The organism is Streptosporangium sp. NBC_01469, assembly GCF_036227305.1.
GTDB lineage: Bacteria > Actinomycetota > Actinomycetes > Streptosporangiales > Streptosporangiaceae > Streptosporangium.
On the sequence record NZ_CP109465.1, the window covers coordinates 10,537,481 to 10,556,425 of the forward strand.

Sequence of the window (18,945 nt, forward strand, 5' to 3'; positions counted from 1 at the left end):
CTTCCGGCCGGTCCCCTCCATCGTGCCGCAGAGAGGGCCGTCGCGCACCGGTCGGCGGCCGGGAAACATCCGTGCCGGGACCGTTACTTCCAGAATGTCAGGAATCCCAGGCCGAGACTGTTCATCAGGTTGTCGAAGAGCCCGCCGACGAGGTCGAGCGCGCCCATCGCTCCCTCGTTCGCCGACTGCCGCCACTGCGCGGTGAGGCTGTCGACGACATCGGTCGGGTTGCGCCACGGGGAGAAGGACGGGACCACGCTGAACGCCGCCATCACCGCGAAGAACGCCAGCGTACCCAGCACGATCGTGGTCACCATGCCCGCACCGGGACTCCGGATGACCCCGCTCAGCGTGCGGGCGACGGCCTTGCGGGGCTTGCCGCCGCCGGGCAGGACGAACAGCCCGGCCACGAAGGCACCCGCGGCGTAGGCGGCCGCGAAGTTCTTGTTCATGTCCCCGGCGTAGACGAGGAACCCCCACACGCACATGCCGAACATCGCGGACAGCAACCCGGTGACCAGCGTCCCGAACGCGGACCTGATCAGCGCCCAGGGGGTGCCGAGCACCGCGAGCAGGGGGTCGCTGGCGCTGCTGCCCCGGATGGAGCGGCGCTGGGCCAGGTCTCCGAAGAGGTGCTCGCCCACCCGCAGGCAGAGTGCGGCGGCCAGCGCGAACACGCTCACCACCACCGGCAGCACGCAGGCCAGCGCCACCAGGATCGTCAGCAGCAGCACCGAGGCCAGCGGGTGGGCGGCGCGGTAGCGCTCCTGCGGAGGGGTGCGGGGCGCGGGCGCGGACCGGTCCTGGGTGGGGGCCTCACGCCGTGCCTGGACCGGCGGCGGGTAGGGCCGCGCCTGGCCGGTGGGCGGCGGCGCCGGATATCCGGCCACCCGCTGGTCGGCGAAGGGCGGCGGGGCCGCGGCCCTGGCCTGCGCCGAGGGCGGCGCGGGGACGTAGGGCGGCGGCTTGGGAGCCGGGACGTACGGGGGCGGGGCCGTCGCGCCGGACGCCTGGCCCTGATCCTGCCTGGGCCTGCGCTCGCGCCGCTCGGGCTTGGCGTACTCGACCGGCGGGAGCAGGTCGGAGTAACCGCCGTCCTGCGGCAGCGCGCGGGTGCCGTTCCGGGGCGGCGAGGACGGCGCGGCCGGGGACTGGGACTGGGTCTGACCGTCCAGGATCCTGGTGCCGTCGGCGTTGAGGACCTTCGTCCCGCTGTCGAGGACGGCGGTGGGCGGCGTCTCCTGGAAGGCCGTCACCCTCGGGTCGAGGGCGCGGGCCATCCGGTGCAGCTCCGTCGCGGACGGCCGGGCGGCGGGGTCGACGGCGAGGGCCCGCCGCAACCAGCCCCGCAGCCACGCGGGGGCTAGGTCGACGTTGGCCCGGCCCTCCATGATGTTGAAGCAGACGACCTCGAAGCTGCCCGTGCCGAACGGCGGCTTGCCGGTCGCGCCGAAGAAGACCGTCGAGGCCAGCGCGTGCACGTCGGCCGCCTGGGTGATCTCGGAATCGCGGATGATCTCCGGGGCGAGGTAGCCGGGGGTGCCGACGAACATGCCGGTCTGGGTGAGCCGGGTCGCGTTGACCAGGTGCGCGATGCCGAAGTCGATGACCAGCGGGTCACCGTTGACGATCATCACGTTGGACGGCTTGAAGTCGCGGTGGATGACGTCGGCGGCGTGGATGGCCACCAGCGCCGCGCACATGCCCTGCGCCAGCCGGATGACCTCGTCGGCGGGGAGCGGGCCGTCCTCGAGGACGGTCTCCTCCAGCGTGCGGCCCGGGGCGAACCGGGTCACGATGTAGGGCTGCTTGGCGGTCAGCTCGGCGTCGAGCACCTCGGCGACGTGCTGGCTGCGCACCCGCCGCATGGTCTCCACCTCGCGGGTGAGCCGGTCGCGTGCCTTGAGGTCGGCGGCCACGTGCGGGTGCAGGACCTTGACGGCCACCTCGCGCCCGTCCTCGTCGAGCCCGAGGTGGACGACGCCCATGCCGCCCTCGCCGATCTTCCTGAGCAGGCGGTACGGGCCCAGGCTCTCGGGTGCCCGCGTGTCCCCGGTCATCACGCCGCCTTCTTTCGTAGGTCCGTCAGTTCCTGCTTCACCGTTTCGACGTCGACCGGTGTCCACACCGCCTGTCGTGCCGTGTCTCCCACGGTGCCGATCGCCAGGAAGACCATCAGCGCCGCCACCGCCGCCAGCCCCGCGACGGCGATGATGGCCGCGCCGCGCGACGGCAGCAGTGATGCCAGCGTACGTCGCATCTGTCGGCTGGGGCCCTCGACGCCGGGTCCGGCGCAGACGGTCCAGAGCGCGACGGCCACGCCCCAGCTCAGCGCGTTGGTCTCCGGCATGCTCCCGACCAGCACCGTGAGCAGGAGCGTCACCGGCAGGCCGAGGATCAGCGCGTAGGGCACGAGGGCGATGGTGATGCCGATCGACTTCAGGAGCGCGGCCGGCTGGCCGAGCACCCGGAAGACGTCGGCCGCCGCCTCGCCCGCGGCCCTTCTGGCGTTGAGCGCCGGCTGGGCGATGTCGGCGGCGCGCAGCAGGATCGCCACCGGGATCGCCAGCGCGGCGACGATCACCGGGGCGACGACCGCCGCGACCGTCATGATGACCAGCATCAGCACGCTCGCCACCCCGTACGCCTTGGAACGCTGCAACGCGTGACCCGGACGCTGGCCGGGGTGGAGCGCCGCCGGCACGGGCTGCTGCGGCTGCTGGGCGTGCTGGGAGGGCTGCTGCGGCTGGGGGTGCGGGTAGGGGTAGGGCGGCGGTGTGGGGGTGCGGACGTGCGGGGTCTGCTGCTGGTCGGGCGGGGCCTGCCGCTGCGGGTAGGGCGGCGGGGGCGGGCCACCCGACTGCGGTGACCGGCCCTGCTGACCCTGCTGACCCTGCCGGCCGAGCTGACCGTGCTGGGCCTGCTGACCGTGCTGGGCCTGCGGGCCCGGCTGGCCCGGCTGGTTGGTGTACTGGCGGATGTATTCCTGCAGGTCCTGGGGGCGGACCCGCTGGGTGGGGATGTCCCCGTCGGAGACCGGCGCGGTGGCGCCCTGGTCGCGGACGGCGGCGGGGGTGGACGGGCCGGGCACCGGACCGGGGACGGCACCCGGGGTGCGGGTGGGAACGTCCTCGGGGGCGAGCATGCCGGTGGGCAGGTCGTACGCGGCCTGCTGGGCCGCCGCGGCCTGGCGCAGCTCCTCGGGCGTCACCCGGCGGGTGGGCCACGGGTCGGACTGCTCCTCGCCGAGCAGCGAGACGTACTCGTGGGGCTGGGCCGCGGGGACGGGAGGCCAGGGGGTGGGCTGCTGGACCGCGGGGCGCGACGCCACCGGGGTCGGCACGTCGCCGGGCTCGTCGACCGCGGCACCTTGGCGGCCGTGGACGTACGGGGCCGGAACACCGGATCCGGTGGGCCCCTGGCCTCCCTGGGCCACCTGACGGCCGGGAACGCCCTGGCCCGGCTGGTCGCCCTGGCCAGACCGCGCACCGTGGTCACCGAAGGCGCCGGGACGGCCGGACGTGCCCGAGGCGCCGTGGCCGAAGGCGCCCGGGGACCCGGGACCGCGGGAGCCCGGGGCGGGGTCGTCGAACTCCGCGACCGTGGCGATCTCGTCGGGCACCCGGGGCCTGCCGGAGCCGGGCAGCAGCCGTCCCACCTGCGCCGTCAGCTCGGCGGCGGCGGGCCGCCTGGCCGGGTCGCGCTGGAGGGCGGCCCGCAGGACCGGCTGGAGCGCCTGGGGGACGGCGTCGACGTTCGCCTTGCCCGCGGTGATGTTGTAGAAGATCATCTCCAGCGTGCCCTTGCCGAAGGGCGGCAGGCCGGTGGCGGCGAAGACCAGGGTCCCCGCCCAGGCGTGCACGTCGACCTCGGGCCCGGCCTCGTGCCCCTCGATGATCTCGGGGGCGAGGTAGCCGGGGGTGCCGATGAACATGCCGGTCTGGGTGAGCCGGGTGGCGTCGACGGCCTGCGCGATGCCGAAGTCGATGAGGACCGGCTCGCCGTCCAGGATGAGGACGTTGCCGGGCTTGAGGTCGCGGTGGATCACCCCGACCGAGTGGACGGCGGCCAGCGCCGACGCCACCCCGTGCGCGACCCGCAGCAGCGCGGGCAGCTCCATGGGGCCGTCCTGCTTGATGACCTCGTCCAGCGGCCTGCCCGCGACGTACCGCGTCACGATGTAGGGGCGGTGACCGGTCACGTCGGCGTCGAGGACCTCCGCGATGTACTCGCTGCGCACCCGCCGCATCGTCTCGACCTCGCGCGAAAGACGGCGGCGCGCGACGTCGTCGCCCGCCACCTCCGCGCGGAGGACCTTCACCGCCACCTGCCGGCCCTGCGGGTCGACGGCTAGGTGGACCACGCCCATACCGCCCTCACCGAGCCGCCGCAGCAGCCGGTAAGGGCCCAATCGGTCGTCCTGATTCATGGCATGAAGCACCATATCGGCTTAGACCTCGCCCACGAGATGAACCATCGGGCCACATTTTCCGACTGAATAACGTTCACAGAACCCCGACGGTTTCCCGATTCCCGCTCCCACTTAATCTCATTTCCGCTTCAGTTCGCCAGGTGGAGAACCTGCGCCGTCTTCAACCCGGCCAGCAGGGAACCGGCCACGGCCAGTTTGGAGCGGCGGACGCCGCTGCCGATCACGACCCCCGGGTGGGCCGCCACCGCCTCGTCGACGAGCACCGGCCAGTCCTCGGGCAGCCCGAGCGGGGTGATCCCGCCGTACTCCATGCCGGTCAGCGTGACCGCGTCGTCCATCGACGCGAACGAGATCTTCCGCGCGTCCAGGTGGCGCCGGATCACCCCGTTGACGTCGGCCCTCGTGGTGGCGAGCACCATGCACGCCGCGTAGCGGGTCTCCCCCGCGCGCCTGGCCGCCACGATCACGCAGTTGGCCGACTCGCCCATGCTCACGCCGTAGCGCTCGCAGAAGGCCGCCGTGTCGGCCAGCTCCGGGTCGATCTCGGCGACTGTGACCCCGCCGACCCCGCCGACGCCGACCCCGTCAAGCCCGCCGGCCCCGTCAAGCCCGCCGAGCCCGGCGAGCCCGCCGATGGCCCGCGCCACCGGCTCGGCCAGCAGGTCCGGCCGCTCCGCGGCACTCGTCCAGTCCAACGTCCCGATCGCCATCGCCGTCTCGTCTCCCTAGGAATTCCCTCGGAAATTCTCTCGCACCGAAGACTTTACGGCCGCGCGGTGACACTCAGGAGGTCGCCTGGAGCACCCGGCGGTGCAGATCGGTGACCGCCCTCCTCGCGGACTCCATGGCGCCGGCCTGCCAGGCGGTCAGGTGCGTGAGCCAGTCTCCGGCGAAGTAGACCCGGCCCGCCGGGCGCTGCAGCAGGGCGAAGGCGTCGTCGAAGGAGGGCCAGCTCGCCCAGCCGCCCTCGATGTACGGCTGGCGCCGCCAGGCGATCGAGACGCTGGAACGCAGCTCGGCACGGTACTTCTCACCGTGGATCTTCTTGCCCTGGGTGAGCGCGCGGTTCCGTCGCTCACGGTGGGAGAGACCGGTGTACGCCTCAGCGTTCTCCTCGACGTTGTAGTAGCCGACCACCAGGCCGCCCCCGGAGTGGTAGCCGTGAGAGGGGTACCAGATGTGGGTGATGTCCAGGTCCGTCTCGCTGGCGCCCCCGTAGATGCGGTCGTCGATCTCCCACCAGCGCCTCCCGTACTCCAGCCCGATCTTGCCGGCGGAGACGGGTACGGGCGTGCGGAGCGCGGCGGTGACCGGGGTGCCGAGGTTGTGCGGCAGGCGCGCGAACAGGTGGGGCGGCAGGGTCGCGACGCAGTAGTCGGCGCGGACGACGCCGCCCCGGTGGGTGACCTCCACGCCGTCGGGCAGGTTCCTGATCCCGGTGACCGGCGTGCCCGTCCTGATCCGGTCGCGGCCGACCGCGTCGGCGAGCGCGACGGTGATCGTGTCCATGCCGCCCACCGGCTGGAACATGGGCATGACCTGGTCGTAGCCGAAGTCCATGGTGACGTACCTGCCGGTGCCCGCGGCGAGCACGTCGCGCAGCGAGGAGGCCGCGCCCACGGAGACGCCCTCGCCCACCCCGGGGTAGGTCTCGAACCCCCGCCGCCTGGAGTCCCGCCGGTAGGCGAGGTCGGGGCCGAGATCGCCGAAACGCCGCAGGAACTCCGCCAGCCGCTCGCGGTCGTCCGCGGTGAGACGGCGGTTCAGCGCGCCCGCGTTGCTCGCCTTGGCCAGCAGCTCCGCGACATAGCCGTACAGGTCCGCGCGGGCCGCGCGCGCCCGGAGCGGGGCGGTCATGCCCCGCGTGTAGACGTACGCCGAGGCGTTGTTGTTGACGAAGATCTCGACGGGTACGCCCAGCTCGCGGCAGTAGTCCATGGTGACCATCCAGGGCGCGATCCGCGCGGCCCCCGCGTTGAAGTAGATCCCCTCCTCGAACGCCACGGTCTGCGTCTCGCCGCCCAGCTCGTCCAGCCGGTCGCCCGCGCGCAGCGTGAGGTTCCTGCCGCCCACCCGGCCGGACGCCTCCAGGACCGTGCAGTCGTACCCGGCCTTGCCCAGCTCGTAGGCGCAGGTGAGCCCGGCGATGCCCGCGCCGAGGACGACCACCTTGGCCGCTCCCCTGCCGGTGAGGGAGAAGTCGGAGCGCCGCGGGGGTGTGAAGTCCCTGTCCTGGGACTCGGGGGCGAGACCGAGCGCGCCCATGGCCGCGAACATCGCCCCGGCGCCCCCGGCCGCGCCCACGCCGACCAGCAGCGCCCTGCGCGTCAGGCCCGCTCCCGTGGCGGGCACCCTCTCGGCGGATACGGTCTCGGCGGCGGTGGCCGCCGTGGAGGAGGCGTCGGGCCGCGCGGGGCCCGTCTCGTCACTCATGGGGGTCGTCAAAGCACATCGGGCACCGTCGGGTCGAAGGGAATCGCCGGGTCGAGGGGAGTCACCGGGTCGGGGGGAATCGCGCGTCGCAGGCTATCCGGGTCGAGGGAGCCAGGGGGCGAAAGGGGAGCGAAAAAGACATCGAGCGGGCATCGGAAGGGTCAGCCGTACGCGCCGCTGGAGCAGGCGATATGGCCGCCGATCGTGGCGAAGATCCCCAGGAGGGCCATGATCTGCGAGAAGTCGTCGGTGGTGAACTCCGTGTGCCGGGGACCCGCGGCCGTCACGCCGGGGATGATCGCGCATCCTGCGGCGATGGCGGTGGAGTTCCACTCGACGCCGAGGGTGAACGGCGGCTCGGGGGCGCAGAGGCGGAAGTCGGCCACCCGGTCGAGCGCGCGGGCCGCGGCCTCGCGGATCCGGGCGTGGGCGACGGCGGGCGGCAGGAGCTCGGCGGCGAACCTGTCGATGCCCTTCTTTACCGCGACGGTCTCCACGTCGCCGAGCAGCTCCCTGGCCTCCTCGCAGACGGCCTCGTCCCCGGTCACCAGGACCACCGGCACGCCGAGCGTCCCGGCGAAGGAGGCGACGAGACGGGTCTCCCCGCAGACCTCGCCGTTGAGGTAGATGTTGTGGATCTCCTTGCCCATCCAGGTGTGGTTGAGCACGCCGTGCTGGACACCGGCCCGCGCGTGGTAACCGGCGAAGCAGGCCGCCCGGTAGCTCGCGTCGAGCCCCTGTCCCATCCGCAGCGGCTTGCCCGGCCCCCGCAGCAGGGTCGCCCGCTCGTCGAGCAGGTCGATCCTGAGGTTCTTGGTCGAGCCGTGGGCGTCATTGACGCGCACGGCGGTGGCTCCGGCGTCGAACACCCCCTCGACGACCGCGTTGGCGTCGCCGGTCATCAGCTCGCAGCCGCGCTCGTAGCCCCGGCCCCCGGCGTGCATCTCCTCGGGGTCGGTCAGTCCGGTGACACCTTCCATGTCGACCGAGACGTAGACCTTCACGCCATCCCCCATGTCTCGACGCGACGCGCCTCGTCCTCGCTCATGAAACCGATCTCCCCGTCCACGAAGTCGTGAACCTGCTTGCGCCACGGTTCGGGAATCTCCGCGACCGCGGGCGGGTAGCAGCGGTCCAGCCAGGCGGTGGAGGACTCGGTCGCGCAAAGGTGCCGCGCCGCCGCGGCGAAGACCGTGTCCTCGATGCCGGGCACCCGGGCGCAGCCGTACTCGATCATCTCCTGGCCCCCGTACGGGGGCGGCCGCTGCCACTTGCGGGCGACCGGGCGGCCCTCGGTGATCGTGGTGCGAAGCGGGCGGCGCTCGACGGCGGCCTGGATGAGCTCCTTGTACAGGCACTTGCCGCAGGTCCCGCAGGGGCCGCCCACCCCGCGCAGGCACCAGCGGAGCTGCCCGCGCAGCTCGGAGCCGAGGGCGAGCCGCATCGTGACGGCCTCGCTCACCCCGCCCACCGGAAGCACGATGTGCAGCCCGGCGGCGGCGAACGCCCGCCCCCAGGCGCCGTGCGGGGCCCACATCAGGTTGTCGGGCGTGTAGCGGTGTATGTAGCGGGCGCCCCCCAGCCAGCGCGACCCCAGCTCGTAGCCGAAGGCCAGGCCTCCCAGGTCGAGCTCGTCGGCCATCAGCAGCGCGCCCACGGCGACCGCGTGGTGCTCGGGGTAGCCGGGCCGGGGCTCGGCGAGGGTGAACTCCAGGTCGGAGCGGACGACGGTCAGCTCGCGGCCGGTCTTCCCGGCCAGCGAGGCCAGGACGTCGGAGCGGTAGTGGGTCCACCGGTTGGGCACGCGCGGGTGGGAGACCCGCTGGAAGTGCACGAACGGCGCGTCGGGCAGCATCGCGGCCACGGCGACCGAGTCGGCCCCGCCACTGTAGGAGATCGCCAGCCTGCCGCCGGACCGCGCCTGTGTTGCGGTAGGACCGGTGGGACCGGCCTGGACCCCCCAGCCGTCGCCGATCGCCCCGGCGAGCTCCGGCGAGATCGGCCGGTCGAAGGTGACGCGGCGCCGGGTCCACGGCGCGATCACGGTCCACGCGGCGAGGGCGAGCAGGTCGGGGTGGATGTCACGCGGTGCCCGCGGCAGCTCGGCCCTGAAGGTGTTCGTGGCCAGCTTCAGCGGCTGGCCGTCCGCGCAGAAGCCGGTGACGTCGTCCTCGGGGTCCAGCCGGAACACCAGGTGCCAGGTGCCGCCGTCGGCCGTCCAGGCCACTCTCACGCGCCGCTCCCCCTGCCCGCCGCCTCCGTCGTGCCTCCGGTGGCGCGGTCCACGGCCTGCCAGAGCAGCACCTCGTTCTGGAGCACCCCGTCCAGCGCGACCGCGGTCTCCTGGGCCAGCCGGTGGGCGTCGTCCCAGCGCCCGGCCCGCGCCGGGTCGAGTTTGACCCCGGCCACCCGCGCGCGCAGCTCGACGACCTCCGCGCGCAGCGAGGTGACCTCCCTGGCCAGCGTCTGGACCTCCCAGAGCGCGTCCTTGACGTCCTGCCGGTGGTCGGCCCTGGAGATGTACCGGGAGTCGAACCAGCCGAGAACCGCCCGCCGCAGCGGGGCGGGCACCAGCGCACGCTTCACCAACCGCACCATAATCCGGCACGATACCGGCAATTCTCGATCAATCAGGACCGATCCCTGCAAGCTCAGCCGACCCGGCGGACATGTCAGCGGCCGGTGAACTCCGCCTTCGACCTCTCGGAGAAGGCTCGCATGCCGATCCCCGCGTCGTCGGTGGCGAACAGGCCGGAGAACTGCAGGCGCTCGATCTCCAGGCCGGTGTCGAGATCGGTCTCCAGGCCGCGGTCCACGGCCCTCTTGGCGGCGCGCAGCGCCAGGGCGGGGCCTCCCGCGAACCGGGCGGCGTACGCGAGGGCCTCGGTGTACACCTCCTCGTCGGGGACGACCCGGTCCACCAGGCCGATGCCCAGCGCCTCGGCGGCGGGCACGTGGCGCCCGGTGAAGATGAGGTCCTTGGCCCTGGACGGGCCGACCAGCCGGGGCAGCCGCTGGGTGCCGCCCGCGCCGGGGATGATGCCGAGCAGGATCTCGGGCTGGCCCAGTTTGGCCGACTCCCCGGCGATCCTGACGTCCGCGCACAGGGCCAGCTCGCAGCCGCCGCCGAGCGCGTAGCCGGTCACGGCCGCGACGACGGGCTTGCCGATCCTCGCGACGGCGGTGAAGCAGTCCTGCAGGACCTGCGAGTGGACCGCCATGTCGGCGTACGACATGCCGGCCATCTCCTTGATGTCGGCACCGGCCGCGAAGACGTCTCCCCCGTAGACGACCACGGCGTACACGTCGTCGTCGGCGTCCACCTGCCGGGCGCACTCGGCGATCTCCAGCTGGACCTGCCGGTTGAGCGCGTTCATCTTCGGCCGGTCGAGCCTGATCGTCGCGACCCCGTCGGCCGCCTCCACCCGCACGAACTCACCCATGGACGTCCTTCCGCCTACCGCCGGGCCCCGCGGGCCGCGCCGCGATCCCCGTTGGTCCCTGTCGATCTCCGTACCGCGATCCACCATAGAGCGCGTCTCAGTTGACGGGCATGGCCAGGTCCCTGCTCTCCCCGGCGCTCCTGCCCGGGTCCTCCCCCGCCCGCCTCGGCAGCCCGGCGATCGTCCTGCGGTAGATCGCCTCGTACGCGCGGGCCATCACCTCCACGCCGAAGAAGCGCTCCACGCGGGAACGGCAGGCGCGCGGGTCGAGCGCGTCCGCCGCCTCGACGGCGGCCGGGAGCTCCGAGGGGTCGCTCCGGATGAATCCGGTGACCCCGTCCACGACCACCTCGGGCACGGCGCCCCTGCAGAGGGCGACCACGGGCGTGCCGCAGGCCATGGCCTCGATCATGACCATGCCGAACGGCTCCTCCCAGACGATCGGGAAGATCAGGCACCTGGCCGCCGCCAGCAGCTCGTGTTTGCGCGCGGTGTCGGCCTCGCCGACGTACTCGGCGTCGGGGCCGAGCCGGGGCCTGACGTACTCGTCGAAATAGTCGCGTTCGATCTTCTCGGTGAGCTTGCCGGCGAGCAGGATGCGCCGCCCCGCCGCGCGGGCGGCGTCGATGGCCAGGTGGGCGCCCTTGTCCTCGTTGAACCGGCCCAGCCACAGCGCCCAGTCCTCCTTGCGCTCCCTGAAGGGGAAGGCCGTGACGTCGACCGCGTTGTGGACCACCCCCGCCCAGTTCAGGTCGGGGGCGATGCGCCGCTGGGCCTCGGAGATGGCGACCATCGACACGGCGGCGCCGAGCACCCGGTAGTACTCGCCGAACTCGCCCCCCACCTCCCCGTGGCAGGTGATCACCGTCGGGACGGCCCGCGCGGGCGCGGTCAGCGGCCCGGCGAGGGTGTGGTCGTGGATCACGTCCACGACGAGCTCCGAGGTCATCGTGTACGCCTTGGCCGCGTGCAGGACCTCCGGCAGCGGCTCGCCGATCCGCTCCGAGGGCGCCCGCCCGTAGGTGCTCAGGAAGCGCGCGGAGGTCCCCGCCCGGCCGGCCCCGACCAGCGTGATGTCGTGCCCGCGCCGGGTCAGCCCGGCGACGAGACCGGCCACCATCGACTCGATGCCCCCGTAGCCCTGTGGCGGCACGTCGTACCAGGGCGGCGCGACCATCAGAATGCGCATGCCGTCAGACCATTCTGGGACATTTCTCGAAAAAACCATGGCCACCTCACCTGAAGAGACACGAAACCCGAAAGGACGCGAAGCCTGGGAAGACACGGAAGCTGGGAAGACAGGGAAGCTGGAAGGACGCGGCCCCGGAAGGACGCGAGAGACGATCAGTGGACCCGCAGGGCGGCGGTCAGCGGGCTGCGCGGCTCGTTGACCAGGGTGATCCCCTCCGGCAGCCCGCTGACGGTGGCGCCGTCCGGGCCGGCCTCGATCGTGATCTTGGCGCCCGCGAGCGGCAGCCCCTCGATCCGCAGGCCCTCCAGGCCGACGGGGTCCAGCCACACCCGCCCGTACGGGATCCACGGATCGAAGCGCAGCAGGGTCCTGACCAGCTGGATGGGACTCGCCGCGGCCCACGCCTGCGGGGAGCAGGAGGTGGGGTAGGGCACCGGCCAGGTGAACTCGGCCCGGTCGAACCCGCAGAACAGCTCGGGCAGCCGCCAGCCGAAGACCTCGGCCGCGTCCAGCAGGCTGAAGGCGATCCGCCGAGCCTCGTCCGTGAAGCCGTAGCGCATCAGCCCGGCCGCGATCAGGGCGTTGTCGTGCGGCCAGACCGAGCCGTTGTGGTAGCTCATCGGGTTGTAGGCGCCCATGGTGGTGGCGAGGGTCCGCACCCCGTACCCGCTGAACATCTCCGGCGAGAGCAGCCTCTCGGCGACGTGGGGGGCCCGGTCCTCGTCGACGATGCCGGTCCACAGGCAGTGGCCCATGTTGGAGGCGAGGCTGTCGATGGCGCGCCCGGTGCCGTCGAGGCCGATGGCGTAGTAGCCCCGGTCCGGCAGCCAGAAGCGCTCGTTGAAGGCGTCCCTGATGCGTTCCGCGCGGGCCGCCCACTGCTCCTCCAGGGCGCTGTCGCCCGCCTCGTGGGCGAAGTGGGCGCGGGCGATGTAGGCGGCGTAGACGTAGCCCTGGACCTCGGCCAGGGCTATGGGGGGGCCGGCGAGGGTGCCGTCGGCGAAGTTGACGCCGTCGAAGGAGTCCTTCCACCCCTGGTTGACCAGCCCGTGGTCGGTCTTGCGCCGGTAGGACAGGAACGGGTCGGCGGATCCGCAGATCCAGTCGAGGGCGGCGTCGACGTGCGGCATGAGCTCCTCGACGGCGTCCCCGTACATGCCCCACCGGCGCAGCTCGCCCATGACCATCACGAACAGCGGGGTCGAGTCCACCGAGCCGTAGTAGGCGCGGCCCGCGTGCGGCGAGGCGTCGGCCTGCTTGCCGAAACGGAACTCGTGCAGGATCTTGCCCGGCTCCTCCTCGGTCAGCGGGTCGTCGACGGTGCCCTGCAGCCCCGCCAGGCGCCTCAGGGTGCCCAGTGCCAGGCACTGGTCCATCGAAAGGGCCATCCACGAGGTCAGCAGCGAGTCGCGGCCGAACAGGGTCATGAACCACGGAGCGCCCGCGGCGATCGTCGGCGGCTCGTCCGGCCTGCCGGGCTCGAAGAGCCGCAGCGCGCCGAGGTCCTCCTTCGAACGCTCCAGCACCTGGGCCAGGACGCGGTCGGAGGTGACGATGATCGGGCTGAGGCGCTCCCAGTCGGCGCGGCGCCTGGCGGGCTCCGCGTGCTCGAGCGGGTGGTGGGTGGAGAACCACGCGGGCGACTCCTCGCCCTCCAGGATCGGGTTGGCCTGAAGGCTGACGGTCCACTCGCCCCTGGCCGGCACGACGATGCGGAAGATGAGCACGCCCGGCACGGCGAACGGCGGCGGCTCGGCCACCACCCTGGTGCCGCGCGAGCGGCAGGCGGAGACGATCAGCAGTCCCGTCCTGTCGGCCGTCACCTCCACGTCGGTCACGTGCCGGATCCGGCCGGCCTTCACCTCGAACAGGTCGGCCACGTCGGAGGCGACGTGGATGTCGACCACGCATCCGGCGGGCTCGCCGGACAGGTTGCGCAGGGTCAGGTCCTCGCGCAGGCCGCCCCCGACGTAGCGGTCCCTGATCACGAGCAGACTGCTCTCGGCCCGCCCGGGGCGGGGGGCCGCGCTGCCGAGGAACATCGCGTGGTACGGCTCGGCGGGGAGCACCCTGAGGGCCTCCACCGGCATTTCGTCCACCCTCAGCTCCCAGCGCGACAGGATCCGGGTGTCGGCGTGGTAGACCCCCTGCGCCCCGCCGGGAAGCATATCGCCGTTGCGGGCGCACACGCAGAAGGAGCCGCCCTCGACCAGCGTGACCGCGGTGTCGCCCAGCGCGCCCGGCTGGCCCTCGAACGTCCATGCGTCCACTGTTCTCTCCAGGGTGTGCGAGGTGTCGGCTATCTAGCCATTCCCACCACAAACAAGAAAGAACTACACAAAAGACGTATGTTGTCGCATTTTGTCGTACAAAAAGGGTTTTGTCCGAGTTGACTCGGCGCCCACCCCCGCCGGTGGAGCCGCCGCCCCTCGCGACAAAAGCCGCGAAAGGCGGGCTCCACGTGACCGGTTGGAGTCACAACCGGAAAGATCCCGGCAGACCTGGCCTTGAACCGATAGTAGTCATCCAATTACTTATCGTGACGACGAAAGGGAGGGTCTTGTGCCAGGTATGAACCGGCGGGGATTCGCCAGGCTGGCCGGGCTGGGCGCCGTGGGAGCGATGGGCTCGGCCGTGGAACCGGCGGTCGCCGCGGCGGTCTCGCTCACCGATCCGGCCCCCGCGCGCACCGGGCGGGAGCCGCGCGACGGAAGGCGGTGGGACACCTGCACCCGGGTGGCGCGAGACCTGCTCCTCGTCGGCGAGGACGGCTCGGACCTCAAGCTCGAATACCTCAAGGTGCTGATCGACAAGGGTCTGCCCAGGACCCGCGCCGCCAAGAGGATCCTCGTCGTCGGCGCCGGGATCTCCGGGCTGGTGGCCGCGACGCTGCTGAAGCGGGCCGGGCACCGGGTCACCGTCATCGAGGCCAACGGCAACCGGATCGGCGGCCGGATCAAGACCTTCCAGACCGGTTTCGCCGACCGGCTGCAGTACGCCGAGGCGGGGGCGATGCGCATCCCCGACTTCCACCCGCTCACGCTGGCGCTCATCGACAAGCTGGGCATCTCCCGGCGCCTGTTCTACAACGTCGACGTACGGCCGGGTGACGCGGCGACCGGCCCGACACCGCCGGTCGTCTACACCCCGCGCCGCGGGCCGGTCTGGCGCTCCGGCCCGTCCCGGGGGGAGTTCACCGCGCCGGAACGGGCGAACCACACCCTGATCAGGGTCAACGGCATCACCCAGCGCCGCGACGAGTACGCCGCGAACCCGCGCGAGATCAACGCCTCGTTCGGGCTGCGGGACACCAGGACCGCGGGAAGGATCCTGGACGACGCGCTCGACCCGGTCAGGGACTACTTCTCCGTCGTCCGCGGCTCGGGGCGGGTCGACAAGCCGCTGCCCGAGCTGATCGAGGGCTGGGCCCGCGTCCTGTACGACTTCGACGACCACTCCATGAACCGCTTCCTGCGCGAGCACGCCAGGCTGAGCGACGCGGCGATCGACGCCATCGGCACCCTGGAGAACCTGACCTCCCGGCTGCCGCTGTCGTTCATGCACACCTTCCTGACCCGGAGCCTGGTCAATCCGTCGGCGACCTACTGGGAGATGGAGGGAGGCAGCCGGGAGCTGCCGTACAAGCTGGCGCGGGGACTGCGCGGCGACATCCGGATGGACCGGCGGGCCGTGCGGATCCAGCACACCGCGCGGGGCGTGCGCGTCGAGACGGTCACCGAGACGGGCAGCACCGAGTCCGTCTCCAGGCCGCAGGGCAGGGGCGAGACGTTCGAGGGAGACCTCGCGATCATCACGATCCCCTTCTCCGCGCTGCGCCACGTGGAGATCGCCCCGGCCCTGCCGTACCCCAAGCGGCGCGCGGTGATCGAGTTGCACTACGACTCCGCGACCAAGGTGCTGCTGGAGTTCCGCAGGCGCTGGTGGGAGTTCGACGAGCGCGACTGGAGGCGGGAGCTCGGCTCCCGCTACCGCCCGGGGCCCGCGAGCCACGTGACGGGCGGCGGATCGGTCACCGACAACGCCAACCGGTTCGTCTACTTCCCCTCCCACCCGGTGCGCGGCAGCGAGGGCGGCGTCGTGCTGGCCAGCTACGCGTGGGCCGACGACGCCTCCCGCTGGGACTCCATGGACGACGCCGAGCGCTACGGCCACGCGCTGCGGGGGCTGCAGGAGGTGCACGGGGAGCGCGTCTCCGAGTTCTACACCGGTCACGGCCGGACCCAGAGCTGGCTGCGCAACCGCTACGCCTTCGGCGAGGCCGCCGTCTTCACGCCGGGCCAGATGACCGAGATCCACCCCGCCATCACCGCCCCGGTGGGACGGCTGCACTTCGCGGGTGAGCACACCTCGCTGAAGCACTCCTGGATCGAGGGCGCCCTGGAGTCGGCGGTCCGCACGGCCCTGGAGGCCAACGCCTGACCCCTCGCGACGGTCCCCGCGGGTCTCTCCGCGTGGCCCGCGGCACCGACCTCCGCGGGCCACGCGCCACCGGGCCGCCGTACGATCAGGCGCGCTCCGGGGTCACGGCGCCGGAAACCTTTCTTGGGCGCCAGGTATCGAGTGCTCAACCCTACCCACCTCACCACGCGGCGTGCCGGAACGCGGACACTTCCGGCCCCCGTGTCGGACCGCCTCCCCGGACGTTCACCCGTGACCGTTCAGCGGGCCGGGGCGGACCGGCCGGAGAGACGCGAAGACCTCCGTGCCCCCTCCGGGAAGGCCGGAAGGATCACGGAGGTCACACCGTCCGGCGCGCGCCGGACGGTCACGCGGTCAGCGGAGGGTGCCGTTGGTCATGCCGACGGGCTCCTCGGGCACCGCGACCAGGCCGAGCTCCGAGGTCGAGACCACCAGCGGGTGGTCGGGAACGACCCGGACCGTGTAGCCGAAGGGCCCGGTGCGGTCGAGGGGGATGGTCCCGGCGAAGACGGCCCTGCCGTCGTCGCCCTCGGTCTCGACGGTCAGGTCGGTGTAGGAGGGGGCGGCCAGGTCGTCGTGGTCGCCGACCCGGCCGTAGGCCGCCTGGACCCGGATGTCCCCGGGCTCCAGCTCGCCGAGGGCGATGGTGGCCTTCAGCTCCAGGGACGTGCCGAGCTCCGGGGTGCCGTCGCCCAGGCCCGAGGCCTCCACGTGCTCGACCCGCACGCCCGGCCAGGCCCTGCCGACCCGAAGCTTCCAGGCCGCGAAGCTCCTGGCCTGCTCGTAGCCCTCTCCGGAGAGGGCGCGGGCGGACTTGGCCGCCGGGGCGTAGAGGCCGACCACGTAGTCGCGGAGCATCCGCCCGGCGAGCACCTTGGGGCCGAGCGAGGCCAGGGTGTGCCTGACCATCTCCAGCCAGCGCCGGGGCAGCCCGTCGGCCCGGTCGTAGAACCGGTCGGCCACCTCGTGCTCGATCAGGTCGTACAGGGCGGCGGCCTCAAGCTCGTCGCGGCGGTCGGGGTCGGCGACGCCGTCGGCGGTGGGGATGGCCCAGCCGTTGGTGCCGTCGTACCACTCGTCCCACCAGCCGTCGCGGATGGAGAGGTTGAGCCCGCCGTTGAGCGCGGCCTTCATCCCGGACGTGCCGCACGCCTCCAGCGGGCGCAGCGGGTTGTTCATCCACACGTCGCAGCCCTGGACGAGCAGCTGGCCCAGGGCCATGTCGTAGTCGGGCAGGAAGACGATGCGGTGCCGCACGTCCTCGGAGTCGGCGAACTTCACGATCTGCTGGATGAGCTTCTTGCCGCCCTCGTCGGCCGGGTGGGCCTTGCCCGCGATCACGATCTGCACCGGCCTGGCGGGGTCGAGCAGCAGCGTGCGGAGCCGGTCGGGGTCGGACAGCATCAGGGTGAGCCTCTTGTACGAGGGCACCCGGCGGGCGAAGCCGATGGTCAGCACCTCGGGGTCGAGGGCGTCGTCGATCCAGCCGAGCTCGGCCTGCGAGGCACCCCGGTTGATCCACGACTGGCGGAGCCGCACGCGGGCCGCGACGACCAGCTTCTCGCGCAGCCGCCCCCGGATGCCCCAGACGTCGCCGTCGGAGATCTTGGCGATGCTCTCCCAGCCCTGGGCGCGGTCGACCAGGGTGGGCAGCTCCCTGCCGGCCAGCTCCATGATCTCCCGGCCGACCCAGGTGGGGGCGTGCACGCCGTTGGTGATGAACCCGATCGGGATCTCCTCGACGTCGAATCCCGGCCACAGACTCTGGAACATCTCCCGGCTCACGGCGCCGTGCAGCTCGGAGACGCCGTTGACCCGCTGGGCCAGCCGCATGCCCATCGCGGCCATGTTGAACTTGCCCGGCTCCTCCTCGGCGCCCAGCGCGAGGATGCGGTCGACGGGGACCGTGGGCCACGCGTTGTCGCCGCCGAACTGGCGGCCGATCATCTCGGCGGGGAAGCGGTCGATCCCGGCGGGCACGGGGGTGTGCGTGGTGAAGACGGTCCCGGCCCGCACCGCCTCCAGCGCCTCGTCGAAGGAGAGCCTGGCCTCGGTGAGCTCGCGGATGCGCTCCAGGCCGAGGAAGCCCGCGTGCCCCTCGTTGGTGTGGAACACCTCGGGCTCGGCGTGCCCGGTGACCCGGCAGTACGCGCGGATGGCGCGGACGCCGCCGACGCCGAGCAGCAGCTCCTGGAGCAGCCGGTGGTCGCCGCCACCGCCGTACAGGCGGTCGGTGACGTCGCGGGCGGCGGCGTCGTTCTCGGCCACGTCGGAGTCGAGCAGCAGCAGCGGCACCCTGCCGACCTGGAGCACCCAGACCTGGGCGTGCAGCGTGCGCTGCTCGGGAAGGCTGATCTTGATGCGTACGGGGGTGCCGTCCTCCTCCCGCAGGAGGGTGAGCGGCAGGCCGCCGGGGTCGAGGGAGGGATAGTGCTCCAGCTGCCAGCCCTCGGGCGAGAGGGACTGGGTGAAGTAGCCGTGGCGGTACAGCAGGCCGACGGCGAGGATGGGCACGCCGAGATCGCTGGCGGCCTTGAGGTGGTCCCCGGCCAGGATCCCGAGCCCTCCCGAGTACTGCGGCAGGGCGGCGGCGATGCCGTACTCGGGAGAGAAGTAGGCGATGGCCTTGGGAGCCTCGGAGATGGTCTGGTACCACCGGGGGGCGGTCATGTACTCACGAAGATCGTCGGCGGCGTCGGCCAGCCGCCTCAGGAAGCGGCGGTCGGCGGCGAGCTCACGGAGCCTGTCGGCCTCCACGGCACCCAGCAGGGCCACCGGATCGTATCCGACGCGCCCCCAGATGGCCGGATCGACCTCGCCGAACAGATCCAATGTCTCCGGGTGCCACGACCAGCGCAAATTGAGGACGAGCTCGCCGAGGGAGGCCAGCTCCGGCGGCAGGACGGTGCGGACGGTAAACCTGCGGATTGCTCTCACGGTGCCAGACCCTAGTTACTCAGCGCCACGAGGGCGACCCCAACACTCACGCGTCTCCCCCTCACCGC

Annotated in this window: 12 protein-coding genes; 1 reads left to right on the top strand and 11 read right to left on the bottom strand. The window is 72.4% G+C overall.

The annotated features are described in order from the left end of the window. Positions 1–83: 83 nt before the first annotated feature. From OG587_RS46005 to OG587_RS46050, 10 genes are all read right to left on the bottom strand, one after another. Positions 84–2,060, bottom strand: a complete 1,977-nt coding sequence (locus tag OG587_RS46005) for a serine/threonine-protein kinase (RefSeq protein ID WP_329085356.1) — start codon at positions 2,058–2,060, stop codon at positions 84–86. Beyond that, the gene (locus OG587_RS46010) at positions 2,060–4,429 is read right to left on the bottom strand and encodes a protein kinase domain-containing protein (RefSeq protein ID WP_329085357.1); all 2,370 of its coding nucleotides are present in this window, start codon (positions 4,427–4,429) and stop codon (positions 2,060–2,062) included. The genes OG587_RS46005 and OG587_RS46010 overlap by 1 nt, the downstream gene beginning before the upstream one ends. 131 nt (positions 4,430–4,560) lie before the next feature. Then, complete coding sequence (locus OG587_RS46015) at positions 4,561–5,142, bottom strand: YbaK/EbsC family protein (RefSeq protein WP_329085359.1); 582 nt, start codon at positions 5,140–5,142, stop codon at positions 4,561–4,563. 73 nt (positions 5,143–5,215) lie between these two features. After that, complete coding sequence (locus tag OG587_RS46020) at positions 5,216–6,865, bottom strand: flavin monoamine oxidase family protein (protein ID WP_329085360.1); 1,650 nt, start codon at positions 6,863–6,865, stop codon at positions 5,216–5,218. A gap of 161 nt (positions 6,866–7,026) precedes the next feature. Beyond that, a complete protein-coding gene (locus tag OG587_RS46025) occupies positions 7,027–7,881 on the bottom strand; it encodes a M55 family metallopeptidase (protein ID WP_329085362.1) in 855 nt (284 codons plus the stop codon). Next, the gene (locus OG587_RS46030) at positions 7,866–9,098 is read right to left on the bottom strand and encodes a DUF6395 domain-containing protein (protein ID WP_329085364.1); all 1,233 of its coding nucleotides are present in this window, start codon (positions 9,096–9,098) and stop codon (positions 7,866–7,868) included. The genes OG587_RS46025 and OG587_RS46030 overlap by 16 nt, the downstream gene beginning before the upstream one ends. Continuing rightward, the gene (locus tag OG587_RS46035; protein ID WP_329085366.1) at positions 9,095–9,451 is read right to left on the bottom strand and encodes a hypothetical protein; all 357 of its coding nucleotides are present in this window, start codon (positions 9,449–9,451) and stop codon (positions 9,095–9,097) included. Before OG587_RS46035 ends, OG587_RS46030 begins: the two co-directional genes overlap by 4 nt. A gap of 86 nt (positions 9,452–9,537) precedes the next feature. Beyond that, positions 9,538–10,308, bottom strand: coding sequence for an enoyl-CoA hydratase/isomerase family protein (locus OG587_RS46040; protein WP_329085368.1), 771 nt, complete (start codon positions 10,306–10,308; stop codon positions 9,538–9,540). Between the two features lie 97 nt (positions 10,309–10,405). Then, a complete protein-coding gene (locus OG587_RS46045; protein WP_329085369.1) occupies positions 10,406–11,497 on the bottom strand; it encodes a glycosyltransferase family 4 protein in 1,092 nt (363 codons plus the stop codon). Between the two features lie 155 nt (positions 11,498–11,652). Continuing rightward, on the bottom strand, positions 11,653–13,770 hold the full coding sequence (locus OG587_RS46050) for an amylo-alpha-1,6-glucosidase (protein WP_329085371.1): 2,118 nt from the start codon (positions 13,768–13,770) through the stop codon (positions 11,653–11,655). A 301-nt stretch (positions 13,771–14,071) separates the two neighbouring features. Here OG587_RS46050 and OG587_RS46055 point away from each other — a divergent pair, with 301 nt between their 5' ends. Then, entirely contained in the window at positions 14,072–15,940 is a 1,869-nt protein-coding gene (locus tag OG587_RS46055) for a flavin monoamine oxidase family protein (RefSeq protein ID WP_329094221.1), read from the top strand. A 354-nt stretch (positions 15,941–16,294) separates the two neighbouring features. Here OG587_RS46055 and glgP read toward each other — a convergent pair whose 3' ends face one another. Beyond that, positions 16,295–18,877, bottom strand: coding sequence for an alpha-glucan family phosphorylase (gene glgP, locus OG587_RS46060; RefSeq protein ID WP_329085373.1), 2,583 nt, complete (start codon positions 18,875–18,877; stop codon positions 16,295–16,297). Between the last annotated feature and the right edge of the window lie 68 nt (positions 18,878–18,945).